Below are 25,235 nucleotides of genomic sequence, written 5' to 3'. Positions count from 1 at the left end.
CATTAATTAAGCTACAAAAAAACGACTTGCAAATTAGACAAAATAATTGGTTAGACCGGTTCCTGTTTTGTCAATCTACGATGTCTGGGCTTCTTTATTTGCATTCAAATGAGTCTTCCTTTAGATTAGCTTGTCTAATCCAACACTTTTTTCACTTTATTAAACTTTTCAATATGAAATCTATTTGGATTAGTCTGTTTTTATTATCCGTTGTATTTGCTTGTCAGTCCTCTAAAGAAGGGTATTCTGACAGTTCACCTTCTCTGCTCGGAACCTGGGAACTGATTGATGTTTTTAACACTGAAGAAGGTGAGACCTTCAATACCTTCGTGAAAGGTCGACGGATGATTAAAATTATTACACCCACTCATTTCTCATTTGTGAATCATGACTTAAAGAAGGGTGGGGACTCTCTGGCTTTTTTTGCAGCTGGCGCAGGGAAATACACCCTTCAGGGAAATAACTACAGTGAGCATTTGGAGTTTTGCACCGCTCGAGGATGGGAGGGACATATTTTTGACTTTGAAGTTGAGATCAGAGGAGACACATTGATTCAGCAGGGTGTTGAAAAATCTGAGGATATGGGTGTTGATCGATACATTTATGAGACATATGTTCGTGTGAAATAATAATTATCACCTCTATGAGAACTGTGCTTTGCTTGTTTATAGCAGTCATGTTTTTTTTTAGTGCTTTAGGGCAAGAAAGTGCTGAGGAATACTATGTTTTACGCAAGGAACAAATTACCATCAGAGGACGGACGAACATCAATAAATTTGAATGTAGACTTGATTTGGCAGGTTATGTGATGGACACACTGCAAATTGAACTGACCAGAGTCAACGGTGATTTTAACTTTTCGGGTCTGACTCTCAATATCCCGGTACGGGCATTTAATTGTAGGTACCGTTTGATGACTCAAGAGTTTCGGGATTTGCTTCGTGCCGGAGAATTTCCATTTCTCAATTTGAACATAACACATGTGGATCATGAAGTTCCCAATAAAATGCACATGCACGCGAGTTTGGCAGTTGCAGAAAAGAGAAAAGAAGAGCTGATCCAAGACTGCTATGTTGAAAATCTAGGTGAGGAATTGTTGTTGGGAGGTAATCACACGATTTATCTAAGATCATATGATTTAGAGCCACCTCGTAAGTTTTTTGGAGCGGTGGTGGTAAAAAATGAATTGGATATTTCTTTTGAAGTAATCTTAACTAAGAAAATAAAAAACGAGCCTCATTGAGGCTCGCCTTTTATTGCAGGTAACTAAATATTATTTCATCAGAAGCTAATCGCAGCTTCAATCACCACACCGTTGAACTCTGCTCCTTGGAATTGGGCGTCTCCGGCGTAGCCGTCGCCGTCATAAGTTTGCTTCACGTACTCCAATTTGGTTATTACATTTTTGGTCAGAAACCATCCACCACCGAAATTGAATCTTTTGATCTCCAAGTCAGGTGCACTCTCAGCCGTGTTGCCTTTCACCATATTGTAGCGTCCACCCAAATAGAACTGATCGTTTTGGCCTAGTCTGTAGAGTGCCTCACCTGCCATTTGAGTTACAGACCCTTCGCCATCGGCACTACCACTCGCAATTTCATAAATACCAAAGAATTCTAGTCCCTTATACTTAACGAATGGGTTGATCTGAATGGCAGTTAGTTCTGTTAGCCTTGCTCTGTACCTACCGGAAAAGTCGCTAGAAGAGACGCTTAGGTTTCCGCTGCCATCGTCCATAAAATAATCTGTGACTTTGTAATATCTACTTCCAGCTCTGTCTCCGTTGTAGAGCCAAGTACCTGTGGTCGTTCCTTTATTGATGTACCATGAACCGGTCAATCTCAATCTCAAGTCATCATTGATTTGTTTGTCATAGCCTAGTTTGCCAAAGAAAGACACTTTGTTGTCAGAATTATCATTCACTGTTACATTCTGATTCAGTTTACCATTAGTAACCCCCAATACTCCAAGCATACCATTGTTTTGTAATGTGACTTCCAAAAAGCCTTCGGTAGAAAAGGCGTCCATGATGTAGTTGCCCACGAATGGGTTGTAAATGGCTCTGGCGTTGTCAGACCTTCTGAAGTGCGCATCGCCATAGTTGAACTCGTCCATTCCCACTCTAATAGTGGTTACTTCCATTAATCCGGACAGAAATCCATCATTGATAAAATTCAGATTGTCCATTTGCAGATATCCGCCTTTCACCCATGCTTCTTCATGGTGTCTTGAAGACAAATAGGTTCTTAAGTGCATTCTCAAACCGTCTTCCAACTGTACGTCAAGATTAAGGTTAGCGGTAGGTAAGTTCAGATTAGAACCAAGCTCCACTAAATTGTTTGCATCATTAGACTGATTGATGCTCTGAAACTGCATGGCAAAGTCGCCGCCTATTTTCACCTTCAGGCCGTCATATTCTACGTCTGTTTGTTTTGGCGTTTCGAATACATTCAAACCATCCTGATTATCAGATCGATAATTTTGTAGTGGCGCTTGTGCAAAACTTTGTAAAGCACACAGCATTGTTATGGTAAAAACAATGGATTTTAAAATTTGTAAGGATTTCATGATTGAAAAAGTTTAGCTTTTTATTAAAGTAAAATCGAATTGAATTGTGATGTCGTCCCCCGTTTTTATCGTGCCGAATACAGCAGTAGGCGGGGTTATTCCGTAATCGGTCATTTTGATCTTGATGCTTCCACTGACCGAAAGTTTGGAAGTATTGTTTATAGTTAGTCTTACAGGGATTTCGTTTGATTTTCCGGCAATTAATAATTCACCTTTTCCTAATAGCTCTTTTCCTTGGATCGTTAATTGATCAGTCGTGAATTGGATCTCGGGATACTTGTTTTCCTCAAGCGCCTTATAAGTGTTGTTATCCATTCCGGATTTTCCGCTCTTAATGGATCTAACTATTGCAGTAAAATGAATGCCTCTGATCTGATTATCAGCCAGAGCGGCTTTCACTACAAACTCTTCCACATTAGACTCCCAGTCGTGAAGCGAAGACGTACCAAGAATCTCCATGGTGCTCTCTGCCTTTTCCAGTTTTAAGGTCTGAGCTTTGGTAAATATGCTGAAGCACATAACCGACATTATGATGAATGTGTTTTTCATAATTTATCACTTTATTGAGCTTTATTTAGCCTGTTATTCACAGGTAAAACAAGTTCAAGAACACCGAATACCCACGGCAGCGGGTCAGTTGTGTGAGTGATTGTTGTCAGTACGAAGCATGATGCAAGTCTTCCGAAAGAGGGCATGAATTTACCAGCCGTGTAATAAATGCGCCTATTGAGATACTTATGGTAGGTGATTATCCTGCACGAGGGTTATATTAACATCGACAATTAAAAAAAACTCAAAATAAACTCAAATGAAAAAACTAGCCATCTATTTGCTGGCCATGGTTGTTCACCTGGCCGCTTACGCACTTCCCGAAGACCAATATGTTTACACTCTAGATCTTACAGTTGTTAAAGATGATCAGGTTCAGGTGATTCTGATTCCACCGAAAATTAAAGAACCGGAGACAACATTCTACATGCCTAAGATCATCCCTGGTACGTATAGCGTAGCTGATTATGGGAGGTTCGTTCAGGATTTTAAAGCTTTTGACAAGAAAGGCAGAGAATTGCCTGTTGAGAAGACTTCCTTAAATTCATGGAAAATATCCAAAAGTAATAAGCTTGTCAAGGTGACCTATTGGGTGAAGGATTCTTATGACAATGATGTGGATGGTGAGGCCATATTCGAACCGGCTGGTACCAATATAGAGGAAGGAAAAAATTTCGTTATCAACTCGGCAGGCTTTTTCGGTTATTTTGAAAATATGACTCGATCGCCCTTCAAATTCAATGTAATCCGAGATCCTAAAATGTACGGATCTACTGGACTAATCGCCTTGAGCACTGGTCAATCATTGGATCAGGGATTAGGATTGGAAGAGATAAAACCGACTACCACCGATTCTCGAGTGGATACCTACCTGACTGAAAATTATGATCACCTGATTGATAATCCACTCATGTATTGTGAACCGGATACCAGTATTATTAAAGTAGCGGGTGCAGAGGTTTTGATATCTACCTATTCACCAGGTGAGGTGGTGAAATCCGAGGAGGTCAAGGGAGCTATCGAACAACTTCTTATGGCGCAGAAGGAATATTTAGGAGGCAAGTTGCCCGTGGACAAATATGCCTTCATTTGTTATTTTACTGAGCGACCTGTTACTTCAGTTGGAGCCTTAGAACATTCTTATTCCTCATTGTATTCTATGAGAAATCAGCCTATTAATACCATGATTGGAATGTTCAATCGGTTTGCAGCCCATGAATTTTTTCATATAGTTACACCTTTGAATATTCATTCCCAAGAAATTCATCATTTCGATTTCAATGAACCAAAGATGTCAAAGCATTTGTGGCTTTATGAAGGTATCACGGAATTTTTTGCAGGAAATGTGCAGGCGAAATATGGCATCATGTCACATGAACAATATCTTGGTACACTTCAGAATAAAATGATCGCTGCGTCTACCAGATTTAATGATACATTGGCATTTACAGATCTAAGTAAATACACATTAGACAAATATCCGGACCAATATGGGAATGTATATGAAAAAGGTGCTTTAATAGGGGTGTGCCTGGACTTGAAGCTGAGAAGCCTTTCAGATGGTAAATATGGTGTTCAGGACATGATGGCTGATCTGGCAGCTAAATTCGGTAAAGATCAAGCCTTTGATGATGAAGACCTGTTTGATATCATTACAGAGATGACTTACCCTGAGATCAGAACCTTTTTTAGCACTTATGTGGAAGGAAATACGCCGCTGCCTTACGCTGAGATGCTGGATCTTGCCGGTGTTGATTACAAACCATCAGAAAAAAGAATGGAGATAAGTATGGGAATGCCACAGGGTACTTTTGGATATAACCCTGAACTGAGAAGGCTGTTTATAGCCAATGCTGAGCGATTAAACGATTTTGGAAAGGCCTTTGGATTAAAAAATGGTGATGTATTGGTGGGTATTAACGGAAAAGAAATACCTTTGAGTGGTATCGGTGCATTCTTTCAGGGAATTAGAGCAGAGATGAAAGTGGGAGAAGAATTTACTTATACCGTGATGAGGCAAGGAGAAGACGGATCAGAAGTGAAGCTAGATCTTACTGCTGGGATTTTTGAAGTAGAAGTAGAATATTTGCATATTCTGTCTTTGAATGAAGAGCCTGACGAATCACAATTAGCTGTCCGCAATGGCTGGTTAACTAAAAATGAATAACCTCAATTTACCAATATAAAAGCACCGGACTTTATTGATCGGTGCTTTTTTGTTTTTTGATTTTGTGTACGGTAAACTCAACTCTTCGATTGAGTTTTCTTGTTTCTGCACTGGCGTTGCTGGCAATGGGTTTAGTGCCGCCAAATCCTTTACCAGAGATTCGTTTTTTGCTCACCCCGTGAGAGATCAAGTATTGGGTGACAGTTTGTACACGATCTTCACTTAGTGATACGTTTAGAGATGCCTTACCCTGATTATCGGTGTGGCCGGCTAAAAAGATGGAAACATCAGGATTGTACTTCATCATTTCTACAACCAAATCCAGCTCTTTTTGGGATCCTTCTATCAATACTGCTTGTCCTTGTTCGAAAAGCACATGATCTAGGGTAACCGTATTGCCTTCGATTACCGGTTCAAGTTTGTAAGTTGATTTCTCCCCACCTACCACGTTGGCATCAGTTAGCACACTTTCGGAAGACATGTATTGGTAAGCCCTTATTTTAACCACATAGCTGTTACCCTCCGTAATGCTCAAATTAAATTCACCGTCAGAGTTGGTCAAGGTTTTATATTCTTGGTTGGTTGGCTCTGTAGTCACGAATATTTGGGCTCCTATAATTTTTCGTTCGGTTTTTTTGTCGACAACGCTTCCACTAAGAGCTACTATGTTTTTTTCTTCTACGATATCAGTTACACGAGTAGTATCTACTTCTATTTCAACCGGGGTGATGTCTGGAGAGATTTTTACTTTTTTCAAATCACCATAGCCGTCACTGTTTTGGGTACTCGATAAATAGGCGAATTCTGCATCAGGCAAAAATGTAAACGATTGTTCTCTTCCTTTTGTGTTCACTTTTGGCCCTAGGTTTTGAACAGGACTCCAGTTTTGCCAGGTGTCGTCTAACCTTGTTGACATAAATATGTCAAAACTGCCTTCTCCACCATGTCCGTTGGAAGCAAAGAACAGTGTTTTGTTGTCCGCCGCCAAAAAAGGAGTAATTTCCTGGTTCGGCGTATTGATGGTTGAGCCTAAATTTTTTGGACTGGTCCATTTGCCGTTGGAATTCAGCCTTGAGATATAGATATCTTCAACGCCATAGGAGCCAAAGGATTCCATGCCAAACAAAATGTTTCTGCCATCACTTGAAACGCATGCAGTTAGTTCTTTAGACTTAGAATTAAAATATGGGATTTCAAATGAGGTGAGCTTCGACCACTGCCCTTTTTTTTGATAAGATAGCTTAAAGCCATCCGCATCATGGAGCACCATAGTTCCTCCGACATTCATAAATCCAATGATTGTGTTACTTTTTGGGCTGTTTATTGCTTTTAAGTTGTAGGATGGAGACCAGTTCCCATTTGGGCTTTTCTCGCTTACCCAAACGTCTCCTTTATCATTTGTGCCCCCAATATTCTCTGGATGGTTCTTCCTGGTGAAATAGATGAGTTGGCCATCATGGCTAACAACCACATTGAGCTCATCTGATGCGCTGTTTACAATTGAGTCGAGAGTTATGTGCTGGCTAAAAATTTCAATTTGGCAATGAGAAAATGACGAATTGAGAACAATAAATAAGAATAAGAAAGACTTTTTGATATTCATCTGCAGATTAATTGAGGGGGCAAATTTGCTATGGTTAGGGGTGAATTGCAACTCCTGAGTTTCTAGTTTGATTTTGATAAATATTAACTAAATGATAAAAAATTGTATTAATCTTAGTGATGAATATAAAAATATGATTATATTTATATTTTATTGAATGAATTCACCACAAGACGCAACCAGGTGTATATGGAATGAAAATAATCTCGGGTGCCTGCCCCGGGGTTGTTTCATTCATTCACCTTAAGGTCTACCCTCTTTTCCTTCTTCAATTAGGCGATATACTAAATCATGAATTTTTGGTCTAATGTTTAATTGATATATTTTTCTGTTTGCACGAGTAGGATGTACACGATTGGCCAGGAATACAAATAATAGTTGATTTTTTGGGTCAGCCCATACTAAGGTACCGGTATATCCTGAATGGCCATAACTTTCCGGACTCGCGAGTTTGGCCACACTTGTTTTGATGCTGTCATATTCGATCAATGGTTTGTCGAATCCCAATCCTCTGCGGTTGTCCAAATCACAATATTGACAACTTGTAAATTCATTAATCGTTTCGCGACTTAAATATTTTTGTTCTCCATAGGTGCCACCGTTTAGTAGCATTTGAAATACTTTGGCAAGATCGTAGGCATTGCTGAAAAGACCGGCATTGCCGGAAACACCCAGCATCATGGCCGCACCTTCGTCATGAACGACACCATGAAGTTTGCTCATTCGGAAAAAAGTATCTACTTCTGTAGGGATAATTTGACTTCGCGGGAATCTCTTCATCGGCTCAAAGCCTAGAGTTTGTGCACCCAAAGGCATATAGAATTTTTGGTTGAGATGATCGTCAAAGGATTCGCCCGATAATCTTTCAACCAATTGTGGCAAGAGATAGAAAACCAGTCCTGAATACACATACTCTTCCTGAGGGTATAGCTTAGATTTTTTGATCATTCTATAAATGCTTTTCTCTCTAAACTCCTTGTAGAGGAAGAAATCAGATCCAGGTATACGGTATGGGTAGCTGGAAGTAGAATCGTTCGAGATTGTTTTGCGCTTGTATCGACCATTTTTTCTTTGAGATTCTGAATAGTAGGGAATCCAACTTTTTAGTCTGGACTGATGTGCCAATACCTTGCGTATGGACAAATTCGCTTTGTTCGACTTGGCAAGAAAGGGAAAGTAATAGCCCAATGTTCGATCCAAATCAAATTTTCCTTCATCATACAATTTCATCAAAGCCAAAGTAGCGGCAGTAACTTTTGTAATGGAAGCGAGGTCGTAAAGGTCTGAGTTATTGACCATGCGGAGACTGTCATAGGTATGATAACCAAACGATTCGTAATAAAAGACCTGGCCTTGTTTGGCCAAAAGAACTTGGCAACCAGGAAAAGCTGCGGAGTCTAGGGCTTGATTGATAATGGCTTGTATACCGCTATATAATTGAACAGAGTCTATTTCCAGAAGCACGCTGCTGGTAAATTTCAAAGTATCTGAATCGTCTATTCTGACTGCAGATTTTTGCCCAAATCCGGGATGCAGCAACAGAAGAACAGAAAAAAAGATAAGTAAGTATCTTAGTGCTTTCATAGAGGATCGAAAATAATAGATTGATCTTTGTGTTTCAGAAGCATATTTACGCCAAAAACAGCTTTTTCACCTATCATTCATCATTAAATTTATTTAGTCATTAGTGTTTGGATTTATCTATAATAGCTCTAAATTTGCAGTCCTAAAAATAGAATATAACATTTTAGAGAATGGCGAATCATAAATCGGCTTTAAAGAGAATAAGATCAAACGAAGCTAAAAGGCTTAGAAACAGGTATCAGCATAAGACTACCAGAACTTTTGTAAAAAGGTTGAAAGAGTCTACCAATAAGACTGAAGCTGAAGAGCTGTTGAAGAAAGTAGTGGGTATGATTGACAAGTTGGCTAAGAACAACATCATTCATAAAAACAAAGCGGCTAACCAAAAGTCGAAATTGACTAAGCTAGTAGCTTCTCTTTAAGCTAGAGTCAGTATTATAAAGAATTGAACGCTCCCACGTATTGGGAGCTTTTTTTGTTTTATCTGCATTGGCCCAATTTGCAAAAACAAAAAAAGCAATGAACAGTATAGATAATTTATCTATCAAGCAATGGGCTGAAGAAGACAGGCCAAGAGAAAAATTAATCCTAAAAGGAAGAGCAGCTCTATCAGAGGCTGAGCTCATCGCGATTCTTATCGGATCAGGTACACCTCGTATATCTGCAGTTGATTTGGCCAAAAGCATCCTGGCAGCAACGAACAACGATCTCAATCAGCTGGCGCGGCTCTCTCTTACAGACTTAAAGAAATTTAATGGAATTGGCGAGGCTAAAGCGGTTTCAATAATTAGTGCTTTAGAGCTGGGAAGAAGGCGTAAGAATATGGATTCTGACGAAAAACCGAAGATTAGTTCCTCTATAGATGCTTATAATTATTTAAAACCAAACTTGCTTGACCTGGACCATGAACAATTCTGGGTACTCTTTTTGAACAGAGCTAACAAAATTCTGAAACCTGAAATGATCAGCGCCGGAGGCGTATCGGGAACAGTCGTAGACGCAAAACTTATTTTCAAAAAGGCACTGGAAGTCCTGGCTTCGAGTATTGTTTTGGCACATAATCACCCTTCCGGCAATCGCCAGCCCAGTGAGCAGGACATCAAACTCACAAAAAAACTGAAAGCTGCAGGCTTGACCTTAGATATTCCTGTTTTGGATCACATTATTTTCACAGATGAAGGCTATTTTAGCTTTTCTGATGAATCGATGCTGTGATGAATAGAAAGTACAAGATTTTGTTTTTTATGTCTTCCTGGATGGTATTGGCCTGTGCTTGTGAGCCAAAGCAGCAGTCCCTTTCCTATCAGGAGCAAATAGAGAACCAGCGTAAGGAAACTGATGATTTTATGAATGAATCAGATGAATCGCCTTTTGTCGGAGCCGATTCACTCATAAGTCTCAATTATTTCCTGGTCAGTGAAAATTTCAAGGCTATTGCCTTTATTGAAAGAATAGATAATGGTAGCGAAATGACCTTGGGGACATCCAGCGGTGTGCCGAGAGTTTTTGTTAAACATGCCATACTAAAATTTCAGTTGGAGCAACAACCTCAGCAACTGCTGGTACTCAAAGGTGTTGAAGATGGTACTTTATTTTTGGCGTTTGCCGACCAGACCAACGACCAGACCACTTATGGCGGGGGTAGGTATATTAACCTGAACTTCTCAGATCAAGCTGAAAAAATTACTTTGGATTTCAATAAGGCTTACAATCCATATTGCGAATACAATTCTACCTATTCTTGTCCTTTGCCTCCAATTGAAAACTATTTGAAGATAGCAATTGAAGCAGGGGAGAAGCTTTATCAGTAACAAGGGTTTGTGAAAGATTCAAGCTTATTTTTTAGCTTTTCTAAGTGAACAATAGCTACGGAATGACAATATCAGAAAAAGAAATACAAGCAGATTATAAGAATCGAATTAATCGCGTTTTTGAATTTATCGACGAAAACCTGGATGCTGATTTATCATTGGATACGATATCTGAAATCGCATATTTCTCACCATTTCACTTCCATCGGGTTTTTAAATTTGTTACGGGAGAAACCTTGAATGAATATGTGACAAGGCGAAGAATAGAAAAATCAGCTTTAGATCTGTTGCATAAAAATATAACCGTAGCAGAAATAGCTCACAAATATGGATTTAGTGAAAACTCCTCTTATTCACGGGCATTTAAAAAGTACTTCGGAGTAAGTCCAACAACGTTTAAAAAGCAAAACCCTAATCGACATAGCAAGATTCGTCAATTGGAAAGCAAGAATGGTCAAGAGCATCCTGATTATGAAAAATACATTTGCATGATTAATAATCTTAAAAACTGGATAAAGATGAATGCAAATATTGAAATTAAAGAAGCACCCGAATTGAATGTTGCAGGCGTAACGCACATTGGAATAAATGGTGTAGAAGACTCTTTTGAAAAGGTAATAAAATGGGCAAACTCTAAAGGCTTGATGAAAAACCCAGAAGCTAAATTGGGCAGGGTTTTCTACGATAGCATTAAAGTTACGAAACCAGAAAGAGTTCGTATGAGCGTGTTTTTAACTACTAATGAATCTTTTGAAACCGAAGGGGAAATTTATAAATCGACTATTAAGAAAGGGAAATGTATCGTTGGTCGTTTTGAAATCACGCCAGACGAATTTCCGAAATCATGGACAGGTCTTTTCATTTGGATGAATGAAAACGGATACAAAAAAAGCGCAGAAAACCCATTTGAAATTTATCACAATGATTTTAGGGAGCATCCGGAAAACAAATTCATGGTGGATTTGTGTATCCCAATTGAATAAGAACGCGGTAGGTCAAAATGTAGGTTGCTTAGAGACTTTTTAATAGGGGTAGGGTGCACCTACGTATCATACCCTAAACATTAGCCAACCACTGAAACTCCTTTTTTCCACACTTTGTTAGGCTTAATTTTTCCTTGCTGATAAAATATCTCGCGATGATCGCCTACAGGAAAGGCAATCAAATCTGCTAGTTGACCTGCTTTAATTCTTCCGCGATCAGATAAATTCAAGGCCTTGGCGGCGCGATAGGTGATGCCAGCTACACACTCCGTGATAGAAAGTTTCTCTGCGGCGCCCAAAAGTGCTGTCTGAACAAGAAGGTCACCCATAGGTGCTGAGCCAGGATTCCAATCCGTGGCTATGGCTAGACAGCATCCTGCGTCTAACAACTTACGGGCGGGGGAGTAGTGCATGCCCAGCCCCATCGAAGCTCCGGGCAGTACTGTAGCTACCGTCTCAGATCCGGCAAGTATTCTTACGTCTTCGTCAGAAGTAGCTTCTAGATGGTCAGCACTGAGTGCTCCTGCTTCCACAGCCACTCTGGTGCCTCCGGACGTAAACTGATCTGCGTGTACAGTGATTTCAAATCCAGCTTCTTTCGCTTGCGCTAAATATTTGGCCGAAAGCTTAGTGTCAAATGCTCCATCTTCAGTAAATATGTCGATGCGGTTGGTCAGTTCCTGTTTTTTTAGTTCGGGGAATAAATGCTCAACGACATGATTAAGGTAGTCTTCATGACTATCGAATTCCTTAGGACAAACGTGGGCCGCCAGGCAGGTTGTAATTAAATCTGCCGGAATCTTTTGGTTAGCCGATTTGATGGCCTGAAGCATCTTGATTTCTTCTTGGACAGATAACCCATACCCGCTTTTGACTTCGATGGTGGTTACACCTTCAAGTAAATGGCGTTTTGCTCTGGCTTTTACTAAGTCAGTGAGTTCTTCCTGAGAGGCTGCCCTGGTTTTATTAACAGAGTCGTGGATGCCGCCCCCATTTTTTAGTATTTCCTGATAAGTCTTACCAGCAACGCGCTGGGCATAATCTCCAGCACGGGATCCACCAAAGCAGATGTGTGTGTGACTGTCAATCAAACCTGGTAAAAGCACTTGGTCTTCTTTTATCCGGTCGATAATGTCTGCTTGTTTTTTTAAGTTTTCGAACTCACCAACTTCCACAATGACCTCATCCTCAATCAAGACTCCGCCTTGTTCAATTAATCCAAGGGCATCTTCGGTCAATGGTCCTTTATGTACTGCCTCTGAAAGGGTAATAATCTCTTTGAATGGGCCGATTAATCTTTTCATGGGATGTTGTTTATTGCTACCAATTTTTGTCTAGATCGGTTTGTGCAGATTCTTTTTTGGATTCAAACGCGACTTTATAAGCGGTGTATTCATTTTCAGATAAGATATCAGCTAGTCTAGCTAGTGCATCATCTGCAAAATCAATTAGTCCTGTGTTCAAACAATGATCTATGTATGCTTTGATCAATAGGTCAGAAAACTCATTGATTGTAATAGCTTGATGGAGTATTCTATAGGCCGTTTCCTCGTCTTTATCCTCTTGCTGAAAATAACGTGCCGCTGCAATCACGCCTTCTTGAAAATATGGATTGCCGAGGCCTAACTGCTCAAATAGAATGTGCTTATTGCTTTCGGCCTTTTTTGCATTTTCTAAAAGTGCTTTCTCCCTTTCAAACGAATAAATTTCCCAACTTACTTGATGATTTTGCATGGCATCGAACAATTGAACCCATGCGGTTTGATTTGAGTTTAGCGTGTCATTGGTGTCACTTTCTTTGCTTAGCATAAATAGAGCTAAAGACTGATCACCCAAACGATAATAGGCCTGTGCCAAATCCGCAGAGACATTGGGGTAATAGGACTCTCTGGCCTTCTCAAAATACTTCGAAGCTTGAAGTGGGGCATTCAACTCCAGGCACCATTTACCTAATAAGCTATTCCATTGTCCGGATTCGTCTTCATCAGCTTCTTTGAGTTGGTAGATAATTTCAATAGCTGAAGCTATTCTTCCTGCCTGATATAGGTTCAACGCTTTCACCAGGATCAAGTCCCTTCTAAAAGAAATGTTTTCGGGAGCGTCCAAATAGGAGTCAATAATTCTTAAGTATTCAGGCTGGTTGTTTTGATAACAATAGATTCCAAGGTTTTTGAGATAGCTAAATGTAAAAAGGTTGAGTGCTCTCGTCTGTGGTTCTGTAATGAACTTAAGGCGAGATGTATCTTGTATGATGGTCTTGTTAGCTATTGTATTGCTTTGAAGGTCGAATCTGTCAGGTTCTTCATCTGATTCATTGTCGCCCCTCATACCATGCATGGCCAAAACTGCTTTCAGATTGGATTGAACGACTGATTTTTTCCAGGAACCTGGTGAATTGTTTTTTAGATAATAAACCGCTGAATCCACCACGTTGGTTTTGTTGTATAGTAGAGCAAGATTGTTCTGAAGTGCCCAGTTCTTAGGAAATACTTCCAGACCCTCTTGATAGGTGAAAAGAGCATCAAAAAACTGACTCGCGTTTTCATATTCCTTGCCCAAAGATGCGTAGGCGTAGGGTGTTGGTTTTTTTTCGAGCGTATTCTTAAGATATGTCAACCTATAACTAGGTTTCTTTTCTGATTGGGCTAGCTGGAAATTTGCGTGATGATTATGCATGCTCTGGCCCGTGCTTTCTTTATAATAATAATAAGCCGTTTCGCTTTTGTCCAAACTTATGTTCAGATCGGCCAGGCCATTGTAATAGCCCGCTACAGCTAAATTAAAACTGGCATAATGTGCACGAAAAAATAGCGCTGCAACAACAATCAATCCGGCGATTCGTGCTGAAATGTATGGAAAATTGTCTTCCACATAAGCGAATTGATGTACCGGAAGGTTTTGTCTGAGTTGGGTGATGAAGTTGCCAATGATATATAAGAAAAACATGCTTCCAAATCCAATATGACTATAGAGGATCAAGTTCTGCATAGACTCCAAAAAAGGGTCGTTGGCATGCCAGGCCTGGTAGGAGAAGGTGGCAAATGAAATTATAGCCAGCCACAGATAAAGTAGAGCAGTGTATGGGTAAAACGGTAATATGCCAGCATATCTTTCTTCACGGGACTTTATTCCCCAAATGCCCAAAATAGTGGACAAAGCAATAACCGCAAATTCATTGAGGTAGTAAATATTCCAATCCAGATAACCGATTTGGTGCAAATACAAGGCTACCAGATTCAGCAGATAAACAGAGCTGAGGACAATGAAATGAGTTGTATTATTGGAAGAAGATTTTGAATATGGGGTGGTGAGTGATAGAATGGCATAAACGATTTCGTGACCTACAATAAGGATAAAAATCAGACAAACTACGGCTGCAGGTAAGTATGAAAATCGAGTAAGAAAAAGCAGAGGCTGATCATACGAACTTCCAAAATGAATCAGCCCAAAGGTAACTAATAGTAAGGCCAGGAAAATTAAGAACCTTTTACCCAGTCCAATAGAATCATCTATGGTATTGAAATAATACGAAGCAGGTAGAAATAGCAAAGCGACTATGATAATAGGAATTTCATCGTAGAAGCCAAAAAGACCAATCTTACCAATTCCACTGAGCATAATCAGAAGAATCCAAAGCCCCATACTTAAGAAATACCAAAAATTCTCGAGATAAGTGGCCAGAGTCAAACAACCAATCAACCCCACGTACAAAACAATAAGATATGCATAGGTGTATCCTACAGAAAGAGTATTAGATCCTCCGAATATCTTTTGAAAGATCAAAGGCATATCTGTCGTAATGGTGCTTTCAATGAATTCAGAATGATTTGAAAACACGGGGAATGGAATATGCTCAAGGTATCCTGTAATCTTCCAATAGTAGAACGGGCTCAGTTGCCCCCATTCTATAATTAAAAATGCCCCAAGAAAAATTATAAGGAGTAGCGAAAGGGCTTTGAATGTTAGGCGGAAAGGAGTTTCCCAATCGTCCCAGAAGGCGAACTTATTCATATAATTAGCTAAGCACCTTGGGTACGATAAAATGTCCTTGATCACTTTCCGGGGCATTTTTAAGTGCTTCCTTGTCGGAAAAGTAATTATTGGCTTTATCTGCTCTCAGATGGATGGGTTCTTCATTTACATTGCCCAACGGCTCCACATTAGAGGTATCCACCTCTTCAAGTTTTTCCACCCATTCGAGGATATTTCCTAAATCTTCACTCATCTTTTCCTGCTCCTTATCTGTAAGTTCAAGTCTTGATAAGTGAGCCAGTTTCTGAACGGTCTTTTTGTCTATTGCCATGCGTGTGCTTAATAAGCTTCAAATTTAACAAAAGATGACTGTTCGACGCTTAGCACTTATAACAAAAAGGCATCTCTTGATCAAAAAAGCACCTAACAGCACCCTCCTCCGTCATAGAAGTACGTCGAGGGAGTGATATGAATGTCCTTCTGATTGAGATCGGCTAAGGCGTAAGCTGTTTTGTCACATACGGCCAATGGCTGATTTTGCATCAACACATGCCCTTTTTTATCATCCAGGTATTCATCGTTACCATAATAAATGGCTGCCTTTCCTGTAAATACGCATGGTCCGTCTGAAGGCATGGGATCTTTGATGGCACAGACCTCAAGACTTTCAATGATGATATTTTCTTCCACATCATAGTGATTAGGAGACAAAACTCTGTAAGGCCGTTTGGCTCTTATTTCAACCGTGCCGAAACCAACATCGGTCAACATTTTAATGTAATCCTTCATGGGAATAGAGCCACTCAGGCAAAGTGCACGCAATTTTTCGTCTTCCCTCAAATGATCAGGCATCGTTTGATCGCAAATTGGATCGGACATTACGAGTCTGCCATGTGGTTTCAATACCCTATACATCTCCTGCAATGCTTTTTTTAGTTCATCCGCCTTAAAGATGTTGAATAGGCAATTCTGAGCGGCTACATCAATGGACTCGTCAGCCAGAGGCAAGTCAAGTGCATCTCCTTTTTTTAATTCCACAAAATCACTGTTGAACCAATCGTTTTCTTCTTCAGCTTGTACAAAATTCTCCCTTGATGCCTGTAGCATTTCTTCCACTACGTCCACACCAATGACGCCAGATTTTTTTCTACTGAAATATGAAAACTGAAGCAGCTCCATGCCCCCACCTACACCTACATATAGAATGTTTGGATTGTTCGCCAGGTCTCTGGGATGCACGGTAGTACCACACCCGTAATTCATTTCCTGCATGATTTTAGGCATACTCAGGCCAGGCAGCTGCCAAATGGGTGAAGTGGTACAGCACAATCCTATATCAGGAGTGATGGCTGCGGCTTTATAAACGTCTATTGTAGTGTCTAAATAACTCATAGTTAATGAAAATAGAATAATGAATAATTATTAATTTGATCGTGCAGTTTTAATTGAGGCGACAAGCATTTTTAGTAGTTCCTCGCATTTTGGAGCTAATTCTTGAAAGCTTTCTTGAGTTATCAATCCAGCATCTTTTAAAAGATTGAGCCAATAATCCGTCTCATTTGCTTCCTTTAATGAGATACTGAGTTTATGAATGAAGTCTTTTTTGGTTTGACCAAATTCAGCTTCACGAATCAATGCACCAATGGCTGTTCCACTGCGAACCAGTTGACGTGAGAGATCAAACTCTTTGTGGTTGTTTTTTATTACTTGGACTTCATTGATCACATCAAGTGCAAAGTCATAGCTCTTGGTTTTAGAATGTTCTTTTTCATTAGTTGATTCGATTCTATTATTCATTTTTAATTATTCACTATTCATTAACAACCGTGCCACCGCAGCTAGATCCTGCACCGGCGGTGCAACCATAACAGTGATTATTAAGAATAATTTCTCTTTTGGATAAGACTTCGGCATCAAAATCTTTGATGTGATCAGGAGAACCGCCATTTAGTTTGAGATCGAGCATTTGATTGAAATCGCAATCGTACAGATATCCATCCCACCCTACTGAGATTGTATTTCTACACATGACTCCGTCCGCCGCAGTCGGATTAAATGCGTCTACAAGCTTCTGCATATAGTCTTCATAATTTCCTGAAACCACCAGATAATCCAAAAATCTGGATATAGGCAAATTGGTAATCGCATACAGTTCATTAAACTCAATATTGAACCCGTCTCTCAGCTTTCGCTTGAATTCAGATTCAAGACCTAGTTGATCAGGTGGCAGAAATGCCCCGGATGGATTATAGACCAGATTCAATTTTAGATCCGAATCCGGTTGTCCGTAGCCTACTTTGTTTAGCATTTGAAGTGCTTGAATAGATTTTTCAAATACGCCTTCACCGCGCTGGGCGTCCGTTCTTCGAGCAGAAAAGTGAGGCAAAGAGGATACCACTTCGACCTTATGCTTTCTGAAGAATTCGGGTAGATCATGATATTTTTTATTGGCCAGGATGATAGTCAGGTTGCAACGGACAATAACCTGCTTGCCACGACCAGATAACTCCTCTACAAACCATCTGAAATCCGGATTCATCTCCGGTGCACCACCTGTCAAATCAACAGTTGAGATATTTGACCGATCGAGCGCATCAAGACACCATTGCATGGTTTCCCGTGTCATTATTTCCTTGCGATCCGGACCTGCATCTACATGGCAATGTTTGCAGACTTGATTACACATCTTACCCATATTGACCTGGAAAATATCAATCGCTGTTGGTTTCAAGGGAAACCTATCGATCTTTTCAAGTCTATCAGTAAAGCTTTGCTGATTTATCTCTTCAAGAACCGCCAGTTGTTTGGAAGTTCTTGAAAGCTGATGATGTTGGGCCTGCAGAGATATTTTTCTTTCCTTTTGCATCACATCGTCAGGTCATCGATTTTATTCATCATTTGTACACCATGGACAAGTAAGGCACCACTTTTGATGGCTGCGGCTACATGAATGGCCTCCATCATTTGGGTTTCGTCGGCACCTTTTTCTAATGAATCAGAAGTATATGCATCAATGCAATAGGGACACTGGACGGCATGCGAAACAGCCAATGCGATTAGTGATTTTTCACGTTGGGTCAGCGCGCCTTCTTTAAAAACGTCTCCATAATAGTCGAAGAATTTTTTGCCGAGTTCGGGTTGAAGTTCAGATATATTACCAAATTTTTTAAGATCCTTAGGATCATAGTAAGTCTTTTCCATTCGGGTAGAGTTTGGAATTAATTAGCATGAAATTTTATACGAGGGCATAGATCACTCGCTCTATACCAATCTAGAGCTAAATGAAATCTCAGAATCGTTGTGGAGGACCTCTATGAGCAAGTACTAAATGGTATGATGAAGTATGAGGTTCCATTTTGCTGTCAGCCCAATTCATGGTAGCGCTGAGCAGCAGGTGGAAGATTTTTCTGATTTTTCTTGCCGCTCGCTGAACATAATTTTCAAGATCCTGTCTGTGGTTGAGATCTTGCTTTGTTTCCATGATTTGGCATACGCCAAAGTGCTCAACTAAGGATTTGAATGTATCCCTACTTTGCCACGGTAGTTGAGCTAGTCGACTTGCATTGAATTGGGTCCGGTTCAAGCCAATTAGGTAGGTGCCATTTCTTAGATCTGGCCCTAAAACCACTTCGCCTTGACTGACCAGTCGAGCAGCTTCTATTAAATCCGCCTCGCAAAGTTCCACGCAATCATTCCCAATGGCAATGACATGCTGATAACCCTGGTCAAAAACGCACTGAAAGGCATTTGCCAATCGCTGTCCAAAGGTATTTCCTGTTTGCTCTTCGATTAAGAAACTGGGAAGTCTTGTCGCTTGTACAACCTGAAGGGTCCTGTTCCTAAGCCACTTAAGCGAACTCTTGTTTGTGGTTTGATTTTGAGGGATCAATACTTTTTCATTTCCTTCTTTTTCAGAAGGTTTAGAAAAAATGAGAATAGCGGTATCGTGAGATCTCTTGTTCAATGTGCTAATCTACTAACCCCAGTCCGTCGGAAATAATTCCAGATTCAATATGTTTATTTAAAATCCGCTAGTTGGAGGCCTTATTCTCCTCGTATTTGTAGCTTAACAGAGACAATAAATCCCCAAACCGATCTACCATTTCCTGTTCTTCCGGTTGAATAGTTCTTTCAGCTATTTTCAGTAGAAGAAATCCATAGATACCATTCAGACATATTTGAATCTCGTCTCTTATAGCTCCCTTGGCATGACTCATGTTATTTTCAATAAAGGGAAGGGCTTTTTGATAAACACTGAAATAGTCGTCATCATCCAATTTTAATTGATCATGCATTCGGCTTAAAGTTAGTACCAGCTCTTTCACTTCTTCTAAGTGACCTTTTTCTTCAATACCCTGATCCTTCATTTTTTGCATGAATTCCTCATAGTGATTTACTTCAGCCAATTTTTCTTTATCCGAAATCGGAAAGAAATTAATGACTTGGGTACCGAATTTTTCAAGATCAAACTGATAGGCTCGCATCAGATCTTCCTTTCGGTAGATGGAGATAATGTATTCAGAAATATTGTTTGCTTGATCGGTCATAACGGCCATTTGGTTTAACTATTAATTTTAATTCAAAAACTACCTATCCATCTTTGAACCATAATGCAAATCTGAACCAAACTTTATCTATTTTTGCATTCTTTTTTGAAAAAATGGAGAACATAAGAAATTTTTGCATTATTGCACACATTGATCATGGCAAGAGCACCTTGGCTGATCGATTATTACAACACACAGGTACTGTATCGGATCGCGATATGCAAGAGCAGCTGTTGGATGATATGGACCTGGAGCGTGAGCGTGGAATCACAATCAAGAGTCACGCCATTCAAATGGGTTATAAATTTGAAGGGAAAGACTATATACTCAATCTAATCGATACTCCTGGCCACGTTGATTTTTCTTATGAAGTATCAAGGTCTATTGCTGCATGTGAAGGTGCATTGTTGATAGTAGATGCTTCTCAAGGCATAGAAGCACAGACCATTTCCAATCTTTACTTAGCGCTTGAGCACGACCTTGAAATCATTCCGGTTTTGAACAAAATTGATTTGCCGGGAGCCATGCCAGATGAAGTGTCTGATCAAATCATTGATTTGATTGGTTGTGACAAAGAAGATATTATTCATGCAAGTGGTAAGACTGGCGTCGGTGTGGATGACATTTTGGAGGGAATCATCAACAGAATTCCTGCACCAACGGGAAAATCGGATGAACCCTTACAGGCCATGATTTTTGATTCAGTTTTCAACTCTTTTAGAGGTATCGAGGTAATCTTTCGTGTGTTCAACGGAAGTATTAAAAAAGGAGACAAGGTTAAGTTTGTTGCTACGGGAAAAACTTATGACGCCGACGAAATTGGCATTTTGGGGCTGGAGCAGAAACCGCAAAAAGAAATTTCAGCAGGCAATGTAGGCTATCTTATTTCTGGTATCAAAGTGGCCAAAGAGGTCAAAGTGGGAGATACTATTACTCATGTAGACCGTCCGACTCAGGAAATGATCAAAGGTTTCGAGGATGTGAAACCCATGGTATTCGCCGGAATCTACCCAGTGGAAACTACCGACTATGAAGAGCTCAGAGCTTCTATGGAAAAACTCCAGCTCAATGATGCTTCGTTGGTTTGGGAACCTGAGACTTCCGCAGCATTAGGATTTGGATTTAGATGTGGATTCCTGGGTATGCTCCATATGGAGATTATTCAGGAGCGACTGGAACGAGAGTTTGACATGACTGTGATTACTACGGTGCCTTCCGTACAATTCAAGGCTGTGATGTCTGATGGAACGGAGAGGGCAATTAATGCGCCTTCTGAAATGCCAGATCCAACTCGCGTCAGTCATATAGAAGAACCATTTATTCGAGCACAAATTATCAGTAAAGCGGACTTTGTGGGGCCTATTATTTCTCTATGTATTGATAAAAGAGGAGAAATAAAGAATCAGGTTTACCTCACCTCTGATAGAGTGGAACTCACCTTTGAGCTGCCGCTGTCTGAGATCGTTTTTGATTTCTTTGATAAACTAAAAACCATTTCTAGAGGATATGCCTCATTGGATTATGAACTGATTGGATTACGCCAGTCGAAGATGGTGAAATTAGATATTATGCTCAATGGGGAGCCAGTAGATGCGTTATCCGCAGTTGTACATCGCGACAAAGCCTATGACTGGGGTAAAAGACTTTGTGAGAAGCTGAAAGAACTATTGCCGCGACAAATGTTTGAGATTGCGGTGCAAGCCTCGATCGGGACAAAAATTATTGCTCGCGAATCTGTAAAAGCCATGCGTAAGAATGTATTGGCCAAGTGCTATGGTGGTGACATCTCGCGTAAACGTAAACTGTTGGACAAGCAGAAAAAAGGAAAGAAAAGAATGCGTCAGGTTGGGAATGTAGAAATCCCACAAGATGCTTTTATGGCAGTTTTGAAACTTGATTAACTGGTAAAGACCAAATATAATTTCCTACATTTACCCAAATAGCATAGGAAAAAACAGATAAGTCAATGGCTACAATACTCGACGGAAAAAAGATCTCCGATCAAATTAAAGCAGAAATTAAGACGGAAGTAGAGACCATGGTTGGTCGCGGAGAAAAAAGACCCAATCTGGCAACCATTCTGGTAGGAGAAAACCCAGCCAGTCACACCTATGTTAATCATAAAATCAGGGCGTGCAAGGAAGTGGGTTTCATATCCACACATCTACAGTTCAGTGAGGACATTAGTGAGGAGTATCTCTTGAAAAAAATGGACGCCCTCAATGAGGATGATGAAATTGACGGCTATATCGTGCAGTTGCCCCTTCCTGATCACATTCACAAGGAGAAAATCATCGATAGAATCAATCCGATGAAAGATGTGGATGGATTTCATCATCTCAATTTTGGTCGGATGAGTTCTAATTTACCCTGTCATTTGCCTGCAACACCAAATGGAATACTCGAGCTTTTCAGGAGATACGATATAGAAACCAAAGGAAAGCATGTCGTTATGGTAGGAGCAAGCAATATAGTAGGACTTCCCATGAGTATTTTACTAGCTAAAGGTCACAATCCGGGAGATGCCACAGTTACGTTGACGCATATTCATACGGTAGACCTGGCGAGTCATACGAGGCTGGCAGACATATTGATCGTGGCTACGGGGGTAGCTGGTCTGATTACAGCCGATATGGTGAAGGAGGGTGTGATTGTTGTAGATGTAGGGATCAACAAGGTGGAAGATAAATCAAGAAAATCAGGCTTTAAGATTGTGGGAGATGTGGACTTCGAAGAAGTTGAAAAGAAGGCCAGCTTCATTACTCCGGTTCCAAAAGGTGTGGGTCCCATGACTATAGTGTCACTTCTCATGAATACCTTGGACGCTGCTAAGAAATCTTATTCTTAATTGACCTTCATTCCCAAAATATCAGAGAAACTACCCATTATGGAGATATTCTACTCCATCCAGGGGGAGGGTTTTTATTCTGGAAAACCCGCAATATTCGTGCGATTAGGAGGGTGTGACGTGGGATGCGTGTGGTGCGACGTGAAGGAATCCTGGAATGAAAAAGACCATCCTTTTTTGGCTATCCAAGAGATTTTGGATGAGTTGAGCCAATACCCTTGTAAAACGCTTATTATCACAGGTGGGGAGCCGTTGATGTATGATCTAAAAGAACTAACCAAATGCCTGAAATCGGAGGGTTATCGATTGCACTTAGAAACCTCTGGAGCTTATCCTATGACCGGGGTATGGGATTGGGTCTGTTTTTCTCCTAAGAAATTCAAGGCACCTCATGAATCTGTATATGATGAAGCTCATGAATTGAAAGCCATCGTATTCAACCAGTCAGATTTTAAATTTGCAGAAAAACATGCTGATGGAGTAGGAGAAAAATGTACGCTCTACCTTCAACCTGAATGGGGTAAGGCAGATCAAATGACAGAAAAGATCATAGATTACGCCAAGGCAAACCCCCAATGGAATATTTCATTACAAACACATAAATACCTCAATATTCCATAATATCTTCGTTATTGCATAAAACGATGTTTATGAGAATTGCCCTTACCACTTTAATTTGCTTTTCATTTCTGACCGCTTTTGCTCAAGGCACCAAGTATCACACCATTGATAAAAGAGCCGAAAAATATTATGAAGAGGCTCGTCAATACCTGAAACGATCACAGTTTAGAGAGGCCATGGAACCACTTCAGGATGCATTGGACAAAGATCCCAATTTCATTGAGGTTTGGCTGGCTATGGGGAGTGCCAATTACCGACTGGGGCGTGACAGCCTCACACTAGCTTGTTTTCACAAAGCATTGGAAATAGATCCGGACTATTCAAAATCCATGTATGCCTACTTTTTGATTGGTGAAATTTATTTCAAACAGTCTAATTACGAGGAATCTAAAGCTTACCTGGCTCACTACCTATCCCGAGAAGACACCGATCTTAAAAAAAGGATACAGGCCGAGGTGATGGTGGACAATTGTCAATTTGCCTTAAAGGCCATGACTTCTCCATTTGATTATCATATTGAAATATTACCAGATTTTGCCAACTCCTTTAAATTGCAATATTTTCCTGTGTTGTCAGTAGATCAGCAAAAGATATATTTTACCAGGCGCGAAGGACTTTCGGTCAAGAATGATGAGGATATTTTTTATAGTGATAAACTGAAGGATGGAAGCTGGTCTGTGCCCCAATCTATTTCCGATAATATCAATTCAGAATTTAATGAAGGAGCAGCCTCTTTGTCGGCGGATGGCAGAATGCTCGTGTTTACCTCATGCGATGGCAGGAGGGGGTATGGTAGTTGTGATATCTATGTGTCCTATAAGGAGGGTAATAACTGGTCGGTACCCGAAAACATGGGCCCTATGATAAACTCCGCAGCATGGGAGGCTCAGCCTTCGCTTTCTGCAGACGGGCGGACGATTTATTTTGTTTCCAACAAACAAGGAGGAATGGGGCGAAAGGATATATGGTCGTCGAGCAAGAACAAAAAAGGCAAGTGGGAGCCAGCTATAAACCTGGGGAAGAAAATAAACACCAACAAGGACGAAATATCACCCTTTATTCACGCGAATGGCGAGTCTATTTACTTTTCGTCCAATGGCAGGATTGGACTCGGTGGATTAGACATATACATGAGTGAAAAGACAGATTCTGTATGGTCAGAGGCACTCAATTTGGGATACCCGCTCAACGACGCACACGATCAGGTATCACTTTACATTTCCTCGGACGGGGAGAAAGGATACTATACGATAGAGAAGAAGATGCGCCATGATTTTGAAAGTAAACTGTACAGTTTTGATCTACCCGATAGCTTTCAGGTATCCAACAAAAGTTCTTATCTCAGAGGAACTGTTTCGGATGCCAGCTCAGGAGCACCGCTTCAGGCTGATATTAAACTTTACAAGTTGAATAACGAGAAGTATTTTTCTGAGCTGAGTTCAGATAAAAAGACGGGTACCTATACGGTAGTACTTTCTGAATCGAATCACTATGGATTGTATGTTTCTGCTACAGGCTACTTGTTTAAAGATTTTTCTTTCTCGTTCGAAGATATTGATCAATTCGATGAAAATTTATTGGATATTAAACTAGAGCCTGTGAAGGTTGGTGCCATTACCGTTTTAGGAAATATTTTCTTTGACTTTAATGAGTACAGCCTGCAAAGAAAGTCTATGTCCGAGCTAAAAGAAGTGTATGATTTTCTACGGCAAAACCCGAATGTAAAGGTGGAAATATCAGGTCATACTGACAACATTGGTTCGGCTCAATATAATATGGAATTGTCAACTAAGAGAGCTAAATCCGTTTATGATTTTTTACTATTCAAGAGAATTCGTCCTGAACAAATCACATATGTAGGATATGGACAAGATAAACCGATAGCACCCAATGATAATTTGGAAAACCAGTCTAAGAACAGAAGGATAGAGTTTAAAATATCAAGTATATCCAGTGATACAAAATAAAATCTCAAAATCAGG

24 protein-coding genes are annotated in these 25,235 nt (G+C 40.2%); 11 read left to right on the top strand and 13 right to left on the bottom strand.

Going from position 1 to position 25,235, the window contains the following annotated elements; translation table 11 throughout:
• The first annotated feature begins 173 nt into the window (after window positions 1-173).
• Both ABJD64_RS23430 and ABJD64_RS23425 read left to right on the top strand, forming a co-directional pair.
• A complete protein-coding gene (locus ABJD64_RS23430; RefSeq protein WP_348181290.1) occupies window positions 174-629 on the top strand; it encodes a hypothetical protein in 456 nt (151 codons plus the stop codon).
• 14 nt (window positions 630-643) lie between these two features.
• Window positions 644-1,243: a hypothetical protein gene (locus ABJD64_RS23425; protein WP_348181289.1), complete on the top strand. Its 600-nt coding sequence runs from the start codon at window positions 644-646 to the stop codon at window positions 1,241-1,243.
• A gap of 38 nt (window positions 1,244-1,281) precedes the next feature.
• Here ABJD64_RS23425 and ABJD64_RS23420 read toward each other — a convergent pair whose 3' ends face one another.
• Window positions 1,282-2,568: a hypothetical protein gene (locus tag ABJD64_RS23420; protein ID WP_348181288.1), complete on the bottom strand. Its 1,287-nt coding sequence runs from the start codon at window positions 2,566-2,568 to the stop codon at window positions 1,282-1,284.
• A 12-nt stretch (window positions 2,569-2,580) separates the two neighbouring features.
• Window positions 2,581-3,117, bottom strand: a complete 537-nt coding sequence (locus ABJD64_RS23415; RefSeq protein WP_348181287.1) for a YceI family protein — start codon at window positions 3,115-3,117, stop codon at window positions 2,581-2,583.
• 259 nt (window positions 3,118-3,376) lie between these two features.
• On the opposite strand from ABJD64_RS23415, the gene ABJD64_RS23410 reads away from it, so the two are divergent.
• On the top strand, window positions 3,377-5,284 hold the full coding sequence (locus ABJD64_RS23410) for a peptidase M61 (RefSeq protein WP_348181286.1): 1,908 nt from the start codon (window positions 3,377-3,379) through the stop codon (window positions 5,282-5,284).
• A gap of 31 nt (window positions 5,285-5,315) precedes the next feature.
• Here ABJD64_RS23410 and ABJD64_RS23405 read toward each other — a convergent pair whose 3' ends face one another.
• The gene (locus tag ABJD64_RS23405) at window positions 5,316-6,887 is read right to left on the bottom strand and encodes an OmpA family protein (RefSeq protein WP_348181285.1); all 1,572 of its coding nucleotides are present in this window, start codon (window positions 6,885-6,887) and stop codon (window positions 5,316-5,318) included.
• A gap of 243 nt (window positions 6,888-7,130) precedes the next feature.
• Window positions 7,131-8,471: a serine hydrolase gene (locus ABJD64_RS23400; protein WP_348181284.1), complete on the bottom strand. Its 1,341-nt coding sequence runs from the start codon at window positions 8,469-8,471 to the stop codon at window positions 7,131-7,133.
• Between the two features lie 170 nt (window positions 8,472-8,641).
• Here ABJD64_RS23400 and rpsT point away from each other — a divergent pair, with 170 nt between their 5' ends.
• From rpsT to ABJD64_RS23380, 4 genes are all read left to right on the top strand, one after another.
• The gene (rpsT, locus tag ABJD64_RS23395) at window positions 8,642-8,893 is read left to right on the top strand and encodes a 30S ribosomal protein S20 (RefSeq protein ID WP_348181283.1); all 252 of its coding nucleotides are present in this window, start codon (window positions 8,642-8,644) and stop codon (window positions 8,891-8,893) included.
• Between the two features lie 97 nt (window positions 8,894-8,990).
• Window positions 8,991-9,686, top strand: a complete 696-nt coding sequence (gene radC / locus ABJD64_RS23390) for a DNA repair protein RadC (protein WP_348181282.1) — start codon at window positions 8,991-8,993, stop codon at window positions 9,684-9,686.
• Complete coding sequence (locus ABJD64_RS23385) at window positions 9,686-10,282, top strand: DUF1684 domain-containing protein (protein ID WP_348181281.1); 597 nt, start codon at window positions 9,686-9,688, stop codon at window positions 10,280-10,282. The genes radC and ABJD64_RS23385 overlap by 1 nt, the downstream gene beginning before the upstream one ends.
• A gap of 62 nt (window positions 10,283-10,344) precedes the next feature.
• Window positions 10,345-11,265, top strand: coding sequence for an AraC family transcriptional regulator (locus tag ABJD64_RS23380; RefSeq protein ID WP_348181280.1), 921 nt, complete (start codon window positions 10,345-10,347; stop codon window positions 11,263-11,265).
• Between the two features lie 80 nt (window positions 11,266-11,345).
• On the opposite strand, the gene hutI is transcribed toward ABJD64_RS23380, so the two are convergent.
• The 9 genes from hutI to ABJD64_RS23335 form a co-directional block, all read right to left on the bottom strand.
• Complete coding sequence (gene hutI, locus ABJD64_RS23375; RefSeq protein WP_348181279.1) at window positions 11,346-12,569, bottom strand: imidazolonepropionase; 1,224 nt, start codon at window positions 12,567-12,569, stop codon at window positions 11,346-11,348.
• A 16-nt stretch (window positions 12,570-12,585) separates the two neighbouring features.
• Window positions 12,586-15,276, bottom strand: a complete 2,691-nt coding sequence (locus tag ABJD64_RS23370) for a hypothetical protein (protein WP_348181278.1) — start codon at window positions 15,274-15,276, stop codon at window positions 12,586-12,588.
• Window positions 15,277-15,280: 4 nt separating this feature from the next.
• Window positions 15,281-15,568 (bottom strand): Asp-tRNA(Asn)/Glu-tRNA(Gln) amidotransferase subunit GatC, encoded by a 288-nt coding sequence (gene gatC, locus ABJD64_RS23365; RefSeq protein WP_348181277.1) that lies wholly within the window; start codon window positions 15,566-15,568, stop codon window positions 15,281-15,283.
• Between the two features lie 92 nt (window positions 15,569-15,660).
• The gene (arsM, locus tag ABJD64_RS23360; protein ID WP_348181276.1) at window positions 15,661-16,629 is read right to left on the bottom strand and encodes an arsenosugar biosynthesis arsenite methyltransferase ArsM; all 969 of its coding nucleotides are present in this window, start codon (window positions 16,627-16,629) and stop codon (window positions 15,661-15,663) included.
• Window positions 16,630-16,659: 30 nt separating this feature from the next.
• Entirely contained in the window at window positions 16,660-17,034 is a 375-nt protein-coding gene (locus ABJD64_RS23355) for a four helix bundle protein (protein WP_348181275.1), read from the bottom strand.
• 13 nt (window positions 17,035-17,047) lie between these two features.
• A complete protein-coding gene (gene arsS, locus ABJD64_RS23350; RefSeq protein ID WP_348181274.1) occupies window positions 17,048-18,103 on the bottom strand; it encodes an arsenosugar biosynthesis radical SAM (seleno)protein ArsS in 1,056 nt (351 codons plus the stop codon).
• Window positions 18,103-18,438 (bottom strand): arsenosugar biosynthesis-associated peroxidase-like protein, encoded by a 336-nt coding sequence (locus tag ABJD64_RS23345; RefSeq protein ID WP_348181273.1) that lies wholly within the window; start codon window positions 18,436-18,438, stop codon window positions 18,103-18,105. Before ABJD64_RS23345 ends, arsS begins: the two co-directional genes overlap by 1 nt.
• 88 nt (window positions 18,439-18,526) lie before the next feature.
• The gene (locus ABJD64_RS23340; RefSeq protein ID WP_348181272.1) at window positions 18,527-19,201 is read right to left on the bottom strand and encodes a DUF2064 domain-containing protein; all 675 of its coding nucleotides are present in this window, start codon (window positions 19,199-19,201) and stop codon (window positions 18,527-18,529) included.
• Window positions 19,202-19,268: 67 nt separating this feature from the next.
• The gene (locus tag ABJD64_RS23335; protein WP_348181271.1) at window positions 19,269-19,784 is read right to left on the bottom strand and encodes a DUF4924 family protein; all 516 of its coding nucleotides are present in this window, start codon (window positions 19,782-19,784) and stop codon (window positions 19,269-19,271) included.
• 113 nt (window positions 19,785-19,897) lie between these two features.
• Here ABJD64_RS23335 and lepA point away from each other — a divergent pair, with 113 nt between their 5' ends.
• The 4 genes from lepA to ABJD64_RS23315 all read left to right on the top strand — a co-directional run bounded on the left by lepA (window position 19,898) and on the right by ABJD64_RS23315 (window position 25,220).
• Window positions 19,898-21,685: a translation elongation factor 4 gene (lepA, locus tag ABJD64_RS23330; RefSeq protein WP_348181270.1), complete on the top strand. Its 1,788-nt coding sequence runs from the start codon at window positions 19,898-19,900 to the stop codon at window positions 21,683-21,685.
• Between the two features lie 65 nt (window positions 21,686-21,750).
• A complete protein-coding gene (locus tag ABJD64_RS23325; protein ID WP_348181269.1) occupies window positions 21,751-22,632 on the top strand; it encodes a bifunctional 5,10-methylenetetrahydrofolate dehydrogenase/5,10-methenyltetrahydrofolate cyclohydrolase in 882 nt (293 codons plus the stop codon).
• A 39-nt stretch (window positions 22,633-22,671) separates the two neighbouring features.
• Entirely contained in the window at window positions 22,672-23,253 is a 582-nt protein-coding gene (locus ABJD64_RS23320) for a 7-carboxy-7-deazaguanine synthase QueE (protein ID WP_348181268.1), read from the top strand.
• 29 nt (window positions 23,254-23,282) lie between these two features.
• Window positions 23,283-25,220 (top strand): OmpA family protein, encoded by a 1,938-nt coding sequence (locus tag ABJD64_RS23315; protein ID WP_348181267.1) that lies wholly within the window; start codon window positions 23,283-23,285, stop codon window positions 25,218-25,220.
• The last annotated feature ends 15 nt before the right edge of the window (window positions 25,221-25,235 follow it).

The organism is Reichenbachiella sp. (assembly GCF_039944555.1).
Lineage (GTDB): Bacteria > Bacteroidota > Bacteroidia > Cytophagales > Cyclobacteriaceae > Reichenbachiella.
Note: the sequence above shows the minus strand (reverse complement) of the source record. Positions and strands in the feature narration are given on the sequence as shown.